The 16,666-nt window shown below is 72.4% G+C and carries 10 protein-coding genes; 6 read left to right on the top strand and 4 right to left on the bottom strand.

What is annotated here, in order from left to right:
* Positions 1-26: 26 nt before the first annotated feature.
* A complete protein-coding gene (locus FJ309_09760) occupies positions 27-1,592 on the bottom strand; it encodes a hypothetical protein (GenBank protein MBM3954884.1) in 1,566 nt (521 codons plus the stop codon).
* Here FJ309_09760 and FJ309_09755 point away from each other — a divergent pair.
* Complete coding sequence (locus tag FJ309_09755; protein MBM3954883.1) at positions 1,544-2,902, top strand: hypothetical protein; 1,359 nt, start codon at positions 1,544-1,546, stop codon at positions 2,900-2,902. The two genes, FJ309_09760 and FJ309_09755, sit on opposite strands and share 49 nt — an antisense overlap.
* A 9-nt stretch (positions 2,903-2,911) precedes the next feature.
* On the opposite strand, the gene FJ309_09750 is transcribed toward FJ309_09755, so the two are convergent.
* The 3 genes from FJ309_09750 to FJ309_09740 form a co-directional block, all read right to left on the bottom strand.
* Positions 2,912-4,405: a glutamate synthase subunit beta gene (locus FJ309_09750; GenBank protein MBM3954882.1), complete on the bottom strand. Its 1,494-nt coding sequence runs from the start codon at positions 4,403-4,405 to the stop codon at positions 2,912-2,914.
* Entirely contained in the window at positions 4,398-9,113 is a 4,716-nt protein-coding gene (gltB, locus tag FJ309_09745; protein ID MBM3954881.1) for a glutamate synthase large subunit, read from the bottom strand. Before gltB ends, FJ309_09750 begins: the two co-directional genes overlap by 8 nt.
* A 107-nt stretch (positions 9,114-9,220) precedes the next feature.
* Positions 9,221-10,264 (bottom strand): LysR family transcriptional regulator, encoded by a 1,044-nt coding sequence (locus tag FJ309_09740; protein MBM3954880.1) that lies wholly within the window; start codon positions 10,262-10,264, stop codon positions 9,221-9,223.
* Positions 10,265-10,729: 465 nt separating this feature from the next.
* Between FJ309_09740 and FJ309_09735 the strand changes: the two genes are divergently transcribed.
* From FJ309_09735 to FJ309_09715, 5 genes are all read left to right on the top strand, one after another.
* Complete coding sequence (locus tag FJ309_09735) at positions 10,730-12,193, top strand: hypothetical protein (GenBank protein MBM3954879.1); 1,464 nt, start codon at positions 10,730-10,732, stop codon at positions 12,191-12,193.
* 24 nt (positions 12,194-12,217) lie between these two features.
* Positions 12,218-12,871 carry a hypothetical protein gene (locus tag FJ309_09730; GenBank protein MBM3954878.1) on the top strand — a complete coding sequence of 218 codons (654 nt, stop codon included), beginning with the start codon at positions 12,218-12,220 and terminating at the stop codon, positions 12,869-12,871.
* Positions 12,868-14,397, top strand: coding sequence for a hypothetical protein (locus FJ309_09725; GenBank protein MBM3954877.1), 1,530 nt, complete (start codon positions 12,868-12,870; stop codon positions 14,395-14,397). The genes FJ309_09730 and FJ309_09725 overlap by 4 nt, the downstream gene beginning before the upstream one ends.
* Positions 14,398-14,466: 69 nt before the next feature.
* Positions 14,467-15,129 (top strand): hypothetical protein, encoded by a 663-nt coding sequence (locus tag FJ309_09720; protein ID MBM3954876.1) that lies wholly within the window; start codon positions 14,467-14,469, stop codon positions 15,127-15,129.
* The gene (locus FJ309_09715) at positions 15,126-16,658 is read left to right on the top strand and encodes a hypothetical protein (GenBank protein ID MBM3954875.1); all 1,533 of its coding nucleotides are present in this window, start codon (positions 15,126-15,128) and stop codon (positions 16,656-16,658) included. The genes FJ309_09720 and FJ309_09715 overlap by 4 nt, the downstream gene beginning before the upstream one ends.
* Positions 16,659-16,666: the final 8 nt, after the last annotated feature.

Below are 16,666 nucleotides of genomic sequence, written 5' to 3'. Positions count from 1 at the left end.
CCGGCGGCCGGTCGTGCCGCTCCGCCTCAGGTCGTCGCCGGTGGCTGGCTGGCGCGGCGGTAGTCCCACGGCGGCGTGGGGTTGGCTTCGGCCCACAGTCCGAGCCGCTGGGCCTGGGCCTGGGCTTGGAGCCCTGCCAGCGCGGCGTCTTGGGAGTAGGTGGCGTAGTGCCAGGCGTTGCCGCTGGCGACCAATTGCCGGTTGACGTCGGTGCCACCGACGCTGACACGGCCGATCCAACGGCCGTAGCGGTCTTTGCCCTGGTCGACGACCTGGACGGTCTTGCCGAACACGAGGTCGGCGAGCGCCTCGCGCGACACCTTGCCGTAGTCCTGGCCGATCTCCGGAGCGTCGATCTCCGCGAGGCGCACCTTCTGCTGGACGTTGGTCTCGTCGAGGCAGGTGATCGTGTCGCCGTCGTGGACCCCGACGACGCGCCACACGTGGACGGTGCCGCGGGGCGCGGCGCCGGCCGGGGCTGCCGGCCCGGTCGCGACCGGCACGAGCGGCGCCGACTGCGGCGCGACCGGCGGGGGCGGATTGGAAGGCTGCCCCGCCGCGATCGCCGCCGCGCTTCCTGCGATCACCGGCGGCGCCGCGGCGGCAAGTGACTGGCCGACAGCGTTGCCGGGTTGGCCGACGTTGGCCGGCGCCCCGGATGCCGCCACACCGGGCACCCACTGGTCGGGCGCCGCCGGCTGGATGAACGGCGGGGGCGCCGCCGCGACCGGCAGCGACTGCGGCGCCGATGGCGGGCCGGCATAGATCGGCGGCGGGTACGCGAGCGGCTGCGGCGGTGCCGGGGCAACCATCATCGGCGGCGGCATCATCGGCTGCATGACCGGCGGCGGGCCCGGGGCGACGATCGGTGTCCCCGCCAGCACCGGCGCGCCGGGGGGATACTGCCACGGGACCGGGCGCGCGACCTGCGTGGGCAGTTGATAGCCGGCCGGCGCAGCCGACTGCATCGCGTAGGTCCAGCCGGGCACCGCCTGCGGGCGGGCCACGACCTGCGGCCGGGCGACGGGAACCGCCATCGGCACCGGCGGTCCGACGGCGTAGGTGAACGTGTACGTCGGGGCGACGACCATCGTCGTCGGTCGTCCATCACCGCCGATCGCCGGCCACGTCACCGCCTGTGGCTGCCAGCCCGGCGGGATCGTGCCCCCCTGGATCACCGCGCTGGCGAAGGCCGGTGCCTGGCCGATCGGCACCGCGCTGGTCGAACGGTAGGGCGCGGGGGCCGCCGCGGCACCTGTTCCGGAAACAGCCGGCGAGCCCGTCGCCCCCGGCGTGTCGTCAGCCCCCCGGGCGGGGACGAGCGCCGCGCAGAACACCGCGATCGCCACCGCCCACGGCAGCGACACGGCTCTGCAAGGCCCCGCTCGTTTGCTCCGCATCGACAGCACCGCCGGGCCTCCGTCACGGCGCGGCAGGGGCGCCGCAGGGGTTGTTTCGGCGGTTCGGGCGGAAGACCGTGACTTTGTCGGCCACCTCCCCGGTCGCCTTGCCGCATCCCGGTGAAGCGGATGAACTGGGGAACATGGCGAGTCATCGATCGACCCTTCTTCCGCGCGCGAGAGGCGCGCCATCGGTCTCCCGCCGCGCTGCCTGCCGGGCCGTCGCGGCGCTCGTCCTGCTCGAGGCCGCGGGCCGGGCCGCCGAGCCGTTCGACCCGGCGCCGCTTGCGGCGCTGGCGCGACGCGCCGGCCTCCGCGTCGTCGCCGGCCGCCACCTCACGCTCGTCACCGACGTCGCGGCGCGCGACGGCGACGGCATCGACGAGCTCACCTGCGTGTTCGACGACGCCGTCCCGGCCTGGTGCCGGCACTTCGGGCTCGTGCCTGAGTCGCTCGCCGGCTGGCATGTCTGCGGGTGCCTGGTGGAGGACCGCGAACGCTTCCGCTCCGCCGGCCTGCTGCCCCCCGACGGCAGCGTGCCCGACTTCGTCAACGGCTTCTCGGCCGGCCACCGCTTCTGGCTCGCCGAGCAGACCAATCCCGCCTACCGCCGCCATCTTCTCCTCCACGAGGGTGTGCACTCCTTCATGGCCACGGTCCGCGAGGCGTCGACACCGCCGTGGTACACCGAGGGGATCGCCGAACTGCTGGCCACGCATCGCCTCGTCGCCGGCCGGTTCGAGCCGACGCCGATCCCGGCGCGGGCGGCCGACGTCGAACAGCTCGGGAGGATCGACGCCCTGCGCCGCCTCCGCGGCACCGCGTCGCAGCCGTCGCTGTCGGAGGTCGTGGCGCTGCCCCCCGCGCTCCACGCCGAGATCCCCGCCTACGCCGCGGCATGGGCCGCGGTGGCGCTGCTCTCGGGGCACCCGCGCCACGCCGGGGCATTCGCGCGGGCTGAGCGCGGTGCGCTCGACGGCGAGTTCACGGCGCGGCTCATCGCCACGGCGGGGTTCGACGCGCGGAGCGCCGGCCGCGACTTCGACGCCTTCCTCGACGACATCGACTACGGCTACGACCTGCCGCGGATGGTGATCGACTGGACGGCCGGTCCGCCGCTGGCGGCGACGGCCCGGGCGACGGTGGCCGCCGACCGCGGCTGGCAGAACGCCGGCGTGAGCCTCGCTGCCGGGCGCGGCTACCGGCTCCGTGCCACCGGCCGCTGCCGGCTCGGCAGCGCCGGCACGACGGCGCTCGAGAGCGAACCCGACGGGATCTCGTTCGACTGGTACCGCGGCCGCCCGATCGGCCGCCTGCTCGCCGCCCAGTGGCGCGCCGTCGAGGCGGGGCGCCGCCCCACCTTCGAGGTGCTCGCCACCGGGGCCGGCGGAAAACTGCGTGGCGCCGTCGACGGGCCGCTGTTCCTCCGCGTCAACGACGCCCCCGGCGCCCTGGCCGACAATCGCGGCGGCTACGACGTCGAGATCGCCGCAGACCGTTGACCGCCACGCTCAGGCGTGAACGGCGAATTCACCGGCCGACACGCTGGGGAGGTTGGTCTGACCGGTGAGCCACAGGTCGATCGACCGCGCTGCCTCGCGCCCCTCGTGGATCGCCCACACCACCAGCGACTGCCCGCGGCGCATGTCGCCGGCCGCGAACACCCCCTGGCGGCTGGTGTGGAAGTCGGCACCGGCTTTGACGTTGCCGCGCGGATCGAGCTCGATGCCGAGGTCGGCGATCGGCCCGTGCTTCTCCGGGCCGACGAACCCCATCGCCAACAGCGCCAGCTGGCACGGCCACTCCTCCTCGGTCCCGGCCAGCTCGCGGAACTTCTGCTGACCGCTCGCCGGATCCTGGTACCACTCGATCCGCACGGTGCGCAGGGCGCGGAGCCGGCCGGCGTCGTCGCCGAGGAACTCCTTGGTGAGGATCCCCCACTCGCGCCGGCAGCCCTCCTCGTGCGACGAACTGGTGCGGAGGATCGAGGGCCACGCCGGCCAGGGGGTGGCCGCCGGGCGCTCGCCGCGCCGCGGATACTTGCCGAGGTCGGGCGGCTGGGGGAGGAGCTCGAACTGCGTCAGGCTCCGTGCCCCCTGACGGTTGCTCGTGCCGTCGCAGTCGCTGCCGGTGTCGCCGCCGCCGATCACGATCACGTCCTTGCCGGTCGCCGAGATCTGGGCCGGCACGTCGTCGCCGGCGTTCCGCTTGTTCTGCTGTGGGAGGAACTCCATCGCGTAGTGGACGCCGGCGAGCTGGCGGCCGGGGATCGGCAAATCGCGGCCGAGGGTCGCGCCGCCCGTGAGGAGGAGGGCGTCGTACTGCTCGACGAGCTGCTGCGTCGGCAGATCGACGCCGACGTTCACCGAGCAGCGGAACTCGACTCCCTCGGCCTCGAGCTGCTCGACCCGCCGCCAGACGCGCCACTTCTCGAGCTTGAAGTCGGGGATCCCGTACATCAGCAGGCCGCCAGGGCGGTCGGCGCGCTCGAACACGGTGACATGGTGGCCGGCGCGGTTGAGTTGCTGGGCGGCCGCCAGGCCGGCCGGGCCGCTCCCGACCACGGCGACGCGCTTGCCGGAGCGTTCCGCCGGCGGCTGCGGCACGATCCACCCCTCGGCGAACGCCCGGTCGGCGATCGTCATCTCGATCTGCTTGATGGCCACCGGATCGGCGTTGATGCCCAGCACGCAGGCCGCCTCGCACGGCGCCGGGCAGACCCGGCCGGTGAACTCGGGGAAGTTGTTGGTGGCGTGGAGGCGCTGGCTCGCCTCGTGCCACTGGTTGCGGAACACGAGGTCGTTGAAGTCGGGAATGATGTTCCCCAGCGGACAGCCGGTGTGGCAGAACGGCACCCCGCAGTCCATGCAGCGGGCCCCCTGCGTGCGCACCTCCTCAGGGGGCAGGATCGTGAGGAACTCGTTGTAGTGCCGGAGGCGCTCGGGCACCGGCGCGTAGCCCGAGACCCTGCGCTCGTACTTCATGAATCCGCGTGGCTCACCCATGGACCTTCGCCTCCTCTGCCCGTGCCTCGGCCTGTTCGCGTTCCTGGAGCCGGCGCAACTCCGCCAGCGCCCGCTTGTAATCGGTCGGCATCACCTTCACGAACCGTGACGACTCGCTCGACCAGCGTTCGAGGATCTCGCGGCCCCGCGTGCTGTCGGTGAGCGCGACGTGCTTCTCGATCCGGCCGCGGAGATACTCCAGATCCCCGGGGTCGAGCGGCTCCAGCTCGACCATCTCGCGGTTGACCAGCGCCGCAAATCCACCCGTCAGGTCCCACACGTAGGCGATGCCGCCGCTCATCCCGGCGGCAAAGTTGCGCCCCGTGGCGCCGAGGATCACCGCCCGCCCGCCGGTCATGTACTCGCAGCCGTGGTCTCCGATCCCCTCGACGACCGCCTCGGCGCCGCTGTTGCGGACGCAGAACCGCTCGCCGGCGATGCCGCGGATGAAGACCTCGCCGCTGGTCGCCCCGTAGAGGACGACGTTGCCGGCGATGACGTTGTCCTCGGCGCGGAACGTCGCCTGGCGGGGCGGGCGGACGACGATCCGCCCGCCGGAGAGTCCCTTCCCGCAGTAGTCGTTGACGTCCCCCTCGACGCGGATCGTGACCCCGGGCGAGCCGAACGCCAGCAGGCTCTGCCCGGCGCTGCCGGTGAACGTGATGTCGATCGTGTCCTCGGGAAGCCCGGCCGCGCCGAAGCGCCGCGTCACCTCGCTGGCGATGATCGTGCCGACGGTCCGGTGGACGTTGCGGATCGGCAGCGTGAGCTTCACCGGCTGGCCGTCCTCGAGCGCCGGACGGCAGGCGCGGAGCAGCGTCGTCATGTCGAGGGAGCGCTCGAGGCCGTGGTCCTGCCGGTCCTGGCACCAGGTCTTCACGTGGGGCGGGGCCTGCGGCTTGTGGAGGATCGTCGAGAAATCGAGGCCGCGGGCCTTCCAGTGGGCGATCGCCTCGCGCGTGTCGAGCCGGTCGACGCGCCCCACCATCTCGGCGATCGTGCGGAACCCGAGCCGGGCCATCAGCTCGCGCACCTCCTCGGCGAGGAGGAAGAAGAAGTTGACGACGTGTTCCGGCTGGCCGGTGAAGCGGCGGCGCAGCTCCGGATCCTGGGTGGCGATCCCGACCGGGCAGGTGTTGAGGTGGCACTTGCGCATCATGATGCACCCCAGCACCACCAGCGACGCGGTGGCGATGCCGTATTCCTCGGCGCCGAGCATCGTGGCGATGACGACGTCCTTGGCGGTACGGATCATCCCGTCGGTCTGGACGACGATCCGCCCGCGGAGATCGTTGAGGACGAGGACCTGGTGGGCCTCGGCCAGCCCCAGCTCCCAGGGGAGCCCGGCGTGCATGATCGACGTCTGGGGGCTGGCGCCGGTGCCGCCGTCGTGCCCCGAGATCAGGACCACGTCGGCCTTCCCCTTCGAGACCCCAGCCGCCACGGTCCCGACCCCGACCTCGGCGACGAGCTTGACGCTCACGCGCGCGAAGCGGTTGGCGTTCTTGAGGTCGTGGATCAGCTGCGAGAGATCCTCGATCGAGTAGATGTCGTGGTGCGGCGGCGGCGAGATCAGCCCCACCCCCGGCGTGCTGTGCCGGATCCGGGCGATCTCACGGTCGACCTTGTGGCCGGGGAGCTGCCCCCCCTCGCCGGGCTTCGCGCCCTGCGCCATCTTGATCTGCAGCTCGCGGGCGTTGACGAGGTACAGGCTGGTGACGCCGAAGCGGCCGCTGGCGACCTGCTTGATCGACGAGTTCTTGCTGTCGCCGGTGGGATCGGGCTGGTAGCGGACCGGGTCCTCGCCCCCTTCGCCGGTGTTGCTCCGGCCGCCGATCCGGTTCATCGCCACCGCCAGCGTCTCGTGGGCCTCCTTGGAGATCGATCCATACGACATCGCCCCGGTCGCGAAGCGCTTGACGATCTCCCGCGCCGGCTCGACCTCCTCGAGCGGCACCGGCCCGGCGCTGGTCGGGTCGTCGGCGGCCCAGACGAAATCGAGCAGCCCGCGGAGCGTGAGGAGGCGCGTCTGCTGCTCGTCGATGAGCTGCTGGTAGCGGCGGAACTCCTCGCGGCTGTTGATCTGCGTCGCCTGCTGGAGCCGGGAGACGACGTCGGGGGAGAGCATGTGGGCCTCCCCCTTGCGGCGCCACTGGTAGCGGCCGCCGACGTCGAGCTCGAGGGATTGCGGGACGAGCGTCCGCGGCCAGGCATGCTCGTGGCGGCGGAGCGTCTCCGCGGCGACGCCGTCGAGGCCGATGCCCCCGATCCGGCTCGGTGTCCGGGCGAAGCACTCGTCGATCAGGTCCTGCGCCAGCCCGACCGCCTCGAAGATCTGCGCGCCGCGGTAGCTCTGCTGCGTCGAGATCCCCATCTTGCTCATCACCTTGAGCAGGCCCTTGCTGGCGGCCTTGACGAACAGCGCGTGGAGTTTCTCGCGCGGGAGATCGGCGGTGATCATCCCCTCGGCCTGCATCTGGTCGATCGTCGCGAACGCGAGGTAGGGATTGACCGCCCCGGCGCCGTATCCGGTGAGGAGGGCGAAATGGTGGACTTCGCGGGCCTCCGCCGTCTCGACGACCAGCCCGCAGCGCGTGCGCGTCCCCGCGCGGACGAGGTGATGGTGGATCGCACCGGTCGCCAGCAGCGCCGGCAGTGCCACCCGGTCGCGGTCCACGCCCCGGTCGGAGAGGACGAGGATCGTCGCCCCCGCGGCCAGCGCCGCCGACGCCTCGCCGCGCAGCTCCTCGAGCCGCCGCCGCATCCCCGCCGGGCCGTCGGCCGCGGGAAAGACCAGCGACAGCGTCCGCGCCACCAGCCCGGGGCGGTCGAGCGCCTTGATCCGCGCGCACTGGGCGTTGGTCACGACCGGGGTCTCGAGGCGCAGCAGCCGGCACTGCTCCGGGGTGGTCGCGAGGAGATTCCCCTCGGCACCGATCGTCGTCACCAGCGACGTGATGATCTCCTCGCGGATCGCGTCGAGGGGCGGATTGGTGACCTGCGCGAACAACTGCTTGAAGTAGTTGGCAAGGAGCTGCGGCCGGTCGGAGAGCACCGCCAGCGGCGTGTCGTTGCCCATCGACCCGACCGGCTCGGCGCCGTCGGTGGCCATCGGCCCGAGGATCACCTTGAGGTCCTCGAGCGTGTAGCCACAGGCGCGCTGCAGTTCGAGGAGGCTCGCGCGCTCCCCCGCCACGCCGGCGGCGTGCCAGGGATCGACGGCGTGCGGCGCGGAGGCGTCGTGGGGCTGCGGATCGCCGTCGGGGCCGACGGCGGCCGCCGGCGCCCCGGCGAGGCAAGCGCGCGAGGCCGACAGCTTCGCCGCCTCGGGGGGATCGGGCAGGTCGTCGAGCCGCACCTGCCCCGACCGGATCCACTCGCGCCACGGCCGGGCCGTCGCCAGACGGCGCTTGATCTCCTCGTCCTCGACGATCCGCCCCTCGCGGGTGTCGACGAGGAACATCCGCCCGGGGCGGAGCCGTCCCTTGCGCACCACCTGCGCCGCCGGCAGGTCGAGGACGCCCGACTCGCTCGCCAGGACCACGAGCCCGTCCTTCATCTGCCACCAGCGCCCGGGGCGGAGCCCGTTGCGATCGAGAGTCGCCCCGATCCGCGAGCCGTCGGTGAACGCGATCGCCGCCGGACCGTCCCATGGCTCGACGAGGCAGGCCTGGTACTCGTAGTAGGCCTTGAGGTCGTCGGCGAGGCCGGCATGGCCGCTCCACGGCTCGGGGATCAGCATGCTGATCGCCTCCTCGATCGGGCGTCCGGCCTGGACGAGCAGTTCGAGGACGTTGTCGAGCGTCGCCGAATCGCTGCCCCCGGGGCGGACCACCGGGGTGATCTTCGCCAGGTCGGGGCCGAACACCGGATGGTCGAGGAGGCGCTCGCGGGCGTGCATCCAGTTGATGTTGCCGCGGATCGTGTTGATCTCGCCGTTGTGGGCGATGTAGCGGAACGGGTGGGCAAGATCCCAGGTCGGGAAGGTGTTGGTGCTGTATCGCTGGTGGACCAGCGCCAGGCAACTGGTGAGCCGCTGGTCGGAGAGGTCGGGGTAGTACCTCGCGACCTGGTCGGCCAGCAGCAGCCCCTTGTAGATCACCGTCTTGCTCGACAGCGAGCAGACGTAGATGAAGGTCTGGCCGACGAGCCCGAGGTGCCCCAGCTCGATCTCGAAGCGGCGCCGGACGACATACAGCTTCCAGTCGAAGTGCTCGCGGCTCGTCTTCGCCCCCCGACCGACGAACGCCTGGCGGACGGTCGGTTCGACGTCGCGCGCGGTGCCGCCGATCGGGCGATTGTCGGTCGGCACGGTGCGCCACCCGAGGAGCTCCTGCCCCTCCTCGCGGCACAGCCTGGCGAACAGCTGCTCGGCACTCTCCTGCTCCTCGACATCGGGCGGCAGGAAGACGTTGCCGACCGCCCAGTCGCCCGGCTTGGGGAGCCGGATCCCGGCCTGCGGCGCGACGGCCGTGAAGAAATCGTGCGGTGTCTGCACGAGGATTCCGGCGCCGTCGCCGGTCAGCGGATCACAGCCGCAGGCCCCGCGGTGGGCGAGGTTCTCGAGCAGCTCGAGCCCCTGCCGAACCACCTGGTGGCTGCGGCGGCCGTGCATCTGCACGACGAACCCCACGCCGCAGGCATCGTGCTCGTAGGCGGGATCGTAGAGGCCCTGGGCGGGAGGCGGAGCGGGGCGACGCGATGGCATGGCGAACTCGCAGGGCCAGGAGGGTCGTCGGATCGTGGTGTCGGGCGGGAGGGGAAGGGGCCCCCGGTTCACCGGCGGACGAGAGGCGTCGGCCGGAGCACCGGGGATCAGGCCGTGGCAGGCGCCGCGGCCCCGGGGACGGCTGCCGCGACCTTCGCCGCGGCGCGGCGCGCGGCGGGTGCGGCGTCGGCGTCGCGCCGCGCGGCACGCGGCGGAGGGAATCCGTCGCCGACGTTCTCGCGAAGCAGGGCGATGAACCGCTCCACGGTGTGCGCCAGCGGCTTGCCCCGGCTGCGGACGATGCCCAGCGGCCGCACCAGCTCGGTGGGTGTCGCAGGGTTGTCGGAACGCCCGGGGAGCGGCTTGAGCGGTGCGAGGCGAACGGCCACGAGCGTGCCGGCGGCCAGCTCGCGCCCGATCGTCGGCTCGGGGAGGAGCGACACGCCGGCGTCGATCTCCACCGCCCGCTTGATCGCCTCGATGTTGTCGAACGCCATCACGACCCCGGGCGCGGCGTCGTGGGCGACGAGGGCCCGGTCGATCTCGTGGCGGATCACCAGGTCGGCGTCGAAACCGACCATCGCGACGCCGTCGAGCTCGCCGAGCGACACCTCGACCCGATCGGCGAACGGATGGCCGGGAGCGCAGACGAGCACCATCGGCTCGTCCCGCCACGGCTCGGCCTCGAGCGAACGCGTGCTGCGGGGGTAGCTGACGATGCCGATGTCGGCCTGGCCGTTCTCCACCGACTCGAGCACCCGCTCCGGATGGAGGTACTCGAGTCGGACGTTGGCCCGCGGGTGACGGCTCGTGAACTCCTGCACGTGGCGGCTCATGAGGTGCAGGCCGACGGAGTAGATCGCCGCCACACGGACCCGCCCCGCCACCTCTTCCCGCAGGCTGCGCACCTCGTCCTCGAGGGCGTCGTATTTGGCGATCAACTTGAGGCAGCCATCGAAGAACACCTGCCCCTCTTTGGTGGGCACAAGCGGCCGGCGTGAGCGCTCGATGAGCTGGACACCGAGGCGGCTCTCCAACTGCCCGACGACCTGACTGGCCCCCGACTGCGAGATGCCGTTGTCCTCGGCCGCCCGCGAAAAGCTGCGACGGGCGACGATGTCGCAGAAGATCTTCAGCGACTTCAGGTTCACACCCGGAGCGGGCCCGGCTGAGGCGCCTTTGGCAGCGTGTTCCGTACCGTCGCGTTCAGTCACCGTGCCACTTCCCGCTGTGCCGCCGGCAGCCCGCTTCAAGGTGAAACCGACCCCGCCATCGCAGACCGGACCACTACCGCCACAGGTCAATCACAATTGCAAATGATTCTGCGTCGCTTCATTCGGAAATCAAATGGAGTGTAGGTTCGGAATTCTTCCCGTCAAGGAGCTGCAATCGGCAGAAAGCAATAACCCAGAACTCCCATCTCACCCATTCGTGCGGTTTGCGTGGCTGCGGAATCTTCGGAATCGGAAAAGTTTGCAGGACCGGTATCTCCGGGCCCGATTCCCGCTGATACGTCCGCGGCGTGTGCACCGGAAACACTTCCGCCGCCGCGCCCACCGTGGAGGCCTGACGCCGGCTGGAGAGGTGGCAGTTCCGCCCAGCGGCACTGGAAGGCCATGCGACTCCCCCTCCTCCTGGCGCTCCTCGGTGCGGTCATCGCCAGCATGGTGCCGGCGCTGGCGGACAACGTGCGCATCCGGGAAGCCGACGCGATTTCGTCCCGGACATGGTCCGGGAGCCGCCCGGCGGCAGAGCGTGTGCCGGCCATGCCGTCGCCCGAGGACCTGCCGGCGGACGACGCCGAGGCGGAGGCGTTGCTGGAGGCGGCGATCGACGCCGCCGTCGAAGCACGCCTCGCCGGCATCCCGCGGCCGCGCTACATCCCGGCGACCGATCTGGCCGGACCGCGCGGCCTCGTTCTCTTCAAGGAGCCCCCGGACAGCGGCGGCTTTCCCTTCGCGCTGGCGATCGGCGGGTTTCTCCAGCTCCGCTGGCTGGAGTTCGCCCGCGGCACGACCGAGTGGACCAACGCCGCCGGCACGACGCTGCCCGTGCGGAACCTCAACGTCTTCTCCCTCAACCGCTATCTGCTGTCGTTCACCGGCCATGTCGTCGACGAACGGCTGCTGTACGCGTTCGCGATCTTCGGCACCTCCAATCCGGGCATCCAGTCGGGCGTCGTGCCGATCGGGATGGTGGGGTGGAAATTCGGGCCCGAAGCGATCCTCGGCGGCGGCATGACGATCGTGCCGGGGACGCGCGAGTGGGTCGACTCCAACTCCTGGACCGTGGGAGTCGACCGGAGCATGGCCAACACCTTCTTCCGCCCCGGGTACAGCCCCGGGGTGCTGGCTCTCGGGGCGCTGTTCGAGGAACGGTTCCACTATCAGGCGGGCATCTGGAACGCGATCGACGGCAGCGCCGGTGGAGTGCTGCGACGCGGCACGTCGATGGCCTTCGCCGGCAACGTCTGGTGGGAACCACTGGCGCCGTTCGGCCTCGGCTTCGGCGACATGGAGCACCACGACGAGGCGGCGGTGCGCGTCGGCACCAGTGGCACCTACGCGCGCACCTACGCGCAGATCCTCCCCACCCTCAATCCTGAAAACACGATCGTCCGGCTGTCCGACGGCACGCCGCTGGCCGCCGCGGGGGCGCTCGGCCCCGACAGCCAGGTCGACGCCTACCGCTACCACCTGTCGAGCGTCGACGCCGGTTGGAAGTGGCGCGGCGTCGGGCTCGGGTTCGAGTACTACTTCCGGATGCTCGACGACTTCACCGGCAGCGGCACGTTCACCCGCTCGAGCGTCTTCGACCACGGCGGGATGGGCTACCTGTCGTGGTGCTTCCTGCCGCGCCGCGCCGAAGTCTACGGCCGGTCGAGCGTGGTCACCGGGCCGTTCGGCACCGGGCAGGAGTACGGCGGCGGCCTCAATTGGTACGTCAACGGCTCGCGGCAGGGCCGGTTCACGGTCGAGGCGCTGTCGATCCTCCGCAGCCCCACGCAGGCGATCCTCTATCCGTACCGCGCCGGTGCCACCGGCACGGCGATCCAGACGCAGTTCATGATCGTGTTTTGATTCGGCGCCTCCTGGAGCTCGACCGTGGCCGCCTTCCGACACGACCGGGGCCCGACCGATGACCACCACACGGCGTGCCGCGTGGCCGGCGCCGTCCGCCGCGTGGCGGCGTGGGCACTCGTCGTCGCCACGATCCTCGCCGCCGGCGGGGCGGCGTTCGCCTTCGTCGAGCGGTCGGCACGCCACGAGCTGGACGCCATCTTCGGTCGCCCCGGGGTGCCGATGGCCGACGTGGTCGGACTGGCGGAGGTCGTCCGCTTGGCCGGCGGCGTGCGCGTCGAACAACCCTTCCGGTCCGAGCGCGACGGACTCGACGGCGTCCAGGTGCGCACCGCCACCTGGAAGGTCGTCCCGGCGGCGGCCGACTGCCGCTGGCGGCTCGTCGCCGCCGCGGACGACGGTTCCGCGGCGCGCGTGATCCGCTCCGGAACGCTCGACCCACGGCGCGCCCGCGATTGGACGTTTCTCGAGATCCCCTTCGCACCGGTCGCCGACAGCAGCCGCCGGCGGCTGTCGCTGGTGATCGACGGTCCGGCGGACGACCCAGGGGCCGCGCTCGGGATTCCGCTGTTCACTCCCACCACCCCCCATCCCCCGGCCGTCGTCACCGGCAGCGGCCCGGCCGCAGGCTGCCTCCACCTGATGCTGCTCTATCCGGAGGGGGAACCGCGCCGATGACGCCCCCTCCCTCGACAGAGCCCCTGCCGCCATCGCCCACGGCGACGGCGCATGGCGGACGATCGTTCGGATCGGACCTCCACCGGGTGCTCCTCCATCCGTTCACCGCCTACCTGGCGGCGACGACGGCCGCGGTCGTCGTCCTCTTCGCGCGGGCACCGCGCCCGTACGTCGTCCCGCAGCTGTTCGCCGAGGACGGCATGTGGAGCTCGCTGGTCCACACGCGCGGCTTCCTCCACGCCGCGTTCCACGGCCGGCCGGAGAGCGACTACACGATCCTCGGCAACATCCTCCTCCTCGAGGCGGGGACGGCCTGGTGCCACCTCGTCTTCGGTGGCGATCCCCTGGAGTACGCGCGGAGCTGCGCGCTGGTGAGCTACGTGTTCGTCGCGGCGGTGGTCTCCCTCCCGGTGCTCCTCCTCCGGCACCGCCTCCCGCCCCCGTTCCTCGCCGCGCTGTGGCTGGCCGGCTGTGTCCTACCGCTGGGGATCCACGACCGGACGTTCTCCGGGTTCGAGATCCTCGGCCGCGTCTCCAACGCCGGTTTCGTCTGCCTCTACGCCGCGTTTCTCCTCGTCTGGCACCGGACCACCGCCGCGCCGCGCGGGGCGCGGCTCGCCGCGGTCGATCTCGGCCTGCTGGCCTGCATCACGACCAATCCGATCTGCGCCGCCGTCCTCCCCGCCGCCGTCTGGCCGCAGGCCCGCGCCGTGTGGCGCGGGCGGCGGACGGCAGCGGACGTCGCCCGCGATCCGGCCGTCGTCGGCCTCGTGCTGCTCGCCGCGGCCGCCGCCGGCCTGTGCGGTCTTCCCAACCCGTGGAAGATCCGCCCCCGCGAGCCGGTGCCACCGCTCGACGTCGCCGGGATCGTCGAGATCGCCCTCGCCCGCAGCACGCTCTACCCGGTGCTGTGGCCGGTCTACCGCCATCTGGGCACGGGCCTCGTGCTCGCCGCGACCGTGCTCGTGGTGGCGCTGGTCGCGCGCGTGTCGACGCCGCACCGGCGGATGGTGTACCTCGGCGGCGGCGCGCTGCTGGCGCTGGTCGCGGCGGTCCTGGTCTTGTTCCGGCCGGAGCTCGGCACGCACCTGCGGGGCTACGACGGCACCTTTCCCGACCGTTACTTCCACGGCCAGAACCTCGTCGGCGTGGCCCTCCTGGTGACCCTCGCCGCCGACGTCTCCCGGCGCGCCCTGCACCGGCGGTGGTTGCGGCACGTCCCCCTGGCGCTGGTCGCCGCCTGGATCGTGGCGGCCGTGCTCCACGAGCCTCCGTGGCGGCTCGCGCCGTCGCAGACGCTCCGGCCGGAGGGGAGGCTGTTCGCACTGCGCGCGGCGCGCGCGGTGACCGCCGGGAGCTTCGTCGACGAGCGGTTCGCCCCCGACCCCGACGGCCGGTTCGTCCTCATTCCCAATCCCGAGGGCACGCCGAAGAAGTTCGTCTTCCCGCGGGAGCCGTTGATCCGTGCCCTGGCCGCGCGGGGCTATGCGGTCGCCGGCGCAGCGAATCCGCCGCTGCCTCGCTGACCCCGACTCACGTTGACACGGCCCCCCGGGCCCCCTACCGTCCCGCTTCCCTTTTTTCGAATCCCTGCCATGCCCGCCACCCGTACCCGCCGCCGGCTCCGCTGGCTCGCCTGCCGGGCGATCGCCTGGGGCATCTGCCTGGGGGCGCTCGTGTCGGCGGTCGGCATCGCCTTCCGTGGCATCGAGGCCCAGGCGCGCGGAGCGCTGGCCGAGCGGCGGGCAGGGCGGGCGCCACCCGACGGCGAACTGCTGGCGATTGTCGGCACCCCGCTCCCCGACCTGCCGCTCGCCCCCGGCACGACGATCGAGCAGCCACTGTGCGCGCTCCGCGACGGATTCTGCGGCGTCCGAGTCGAGGCCCGCGCGGTGCCCACGGGCCCGCCGTCCGGGGAGATCATCTGGCGGATCGTCGCGACCGACGTTCCCGCGGGCGCGAAGCGCCGCCTCGCGTCCGGAACGCTCGATCTCGCCGCGGCGCGGGAGACGGGCTGGTTCGACATCCGGTTCGCGCCGCTGCCGATGAGCGGCGGCGGGCGCTACGCCCTCAAGCTGCTCGTACCGGCCGAGCTCGGTGGGCCGACGCCGGCACTCGCGCTCTACAGGTCGCCCGAGGGGCGCGCGACACCGGTGATCACCGGGCCGACACCCGACACGCCCCCCACGGTCTATCCCCTGGGGACGGCACTCCACCTCCGGCTGAGCTACGCCACGGCCCCGGAGCCGGCACCATGATCCCGCTTCGGCCACTCCGGTGCGGTACCGGCGCGCCGTTTGCCGGCCTCGTCGTCGAGCACGTCTGGGACGTGCTCCGCGGACCGTCGTTTCGGTTCGTCGCCGCGACCGCCGCCGCATTCGTCGTGTTCTTCGCCCGTGCACCCGGGCCGTGGGTCAACCCCGTGTTCTTCGCCGAGGACCGCGACTGGACGACGCTCCTGGTGACCCACGGCTTCTGGCACACGGCGTTCCACGCGCGTCCCGACTATGCCGTCCTCGGCAACGTCGCGGTGCTTTGGGGAGGGATGCGGCTGTGCGACCTGGCGGGCGACGACGTTCTCGCGATCCCCCGCTACCAGGCGCTCGTTTCGTACTGCGCTTTCGCGCTGGTCGTCTCACTGCCGGTGCTCCTCCTCCGCCGCCGGCTTCGTCCCGCGGCGCTGGCCGCAGTCTGGCTGCTGGCGGTGTCGATGCCGCTGGGCATCCATTCCGGCTCGTGGAGTGGCTACGAGATCCTCGGCCGCGCCATGAACGTCGGCTTCGCGGCCCTGTTCGTGGCCTTTCTCCTGGTGTGGGTGCGTCTCACGACGCACCTCCGGCCGGCCCGTGCCGCGGTGATCGACGCCGGCCTGGCCACGTGCGTGCTCACCAACCCGATCGCCACCGCCCTCCTGCCGGTCGCCGCCTGGCCGGCGCTGCGGCGGCTCGCACCGGTCCGCGACCGGGCCGGCCTCCGCACCGCGGCGCTGGCGATCGTCCGCGATCCGGCGGTCTGGACCCTCGCCACCGCCGTGCTCGCCTGCCTCGCCGGCAACGGCATCCCCACGACAGTGGCGCACGGCGACCGGGCCGCGCTGGCGCCGCCGATGCCGTTCGACCGGGCGATCGAATGTGGCCTGGCACGGAGCCTGTTCTACTCGCTCTCCTGGCCGGTGTACCGCTGGCTCAACACCGACCGCACGGTGGCGCTGGCAGCGCTGGCCCTGTGGCTCACGTGGCGCTTCGGCCTCCCGCGCCACCGCTGGCTGTATGCCGGCGGCCTCGGCCTGCTGGCGCTCACGTCGGCGACGCTGGTCTTCAAGCGCCCCGAGCTGGCCGCCCACCTCGGCGACTACCGGACGACGTTCCCCGACCGCTACTTCTACGCGCAGTATCTCGTCGGCCTGCCGTTGATGGCCGCCTTCGCCAGCGATCTCCAGACACGCCTGGCCGCTCGGCCGTTCCTGGCACGGCTGCCGCTGGCGGCACTGTTCGGCCTGGCGGCGCTGGCGGTCTGCCGGGAACCCCCCGGGACGGTCGCCGCCTCGCAATTCATCGTCGACGACGACGGCTGGTTCCGGCGTGCGGCCGCCCGGACCGTCTCCCTCGGCGCGTGGCGCGGCGTTGACGGCAAGCTGGCCGTCGACGGCGCCTTCGTCGGCATTCCCGCCCATCCGTCGATGCCGAGGGAGATCCTCCTCCCCCGTGCCGCAGTCGAGCGCGCCGTCGCCCGCGCGGCCCCGGCGCGGCTCGCCGGTCGCCACGCGGCCGCCACCCCCCCACGCTGACCTCGCCG

This window comes from Planctomycetota bacterium, assembly GCA_016872555.1.
In the GTDB taxonomy this organism is placed as follows: domain Bacteria; phylum Planctomycetota; class Planctomycetia; order Pirellulales; family UBA1268; genus F1-20-MAGs016.
The sequence above is the reverse complement of the archived record's forward strand: the minus strand, read 5'-3'. Positions and strand labels throughout refer to the sequence as shown.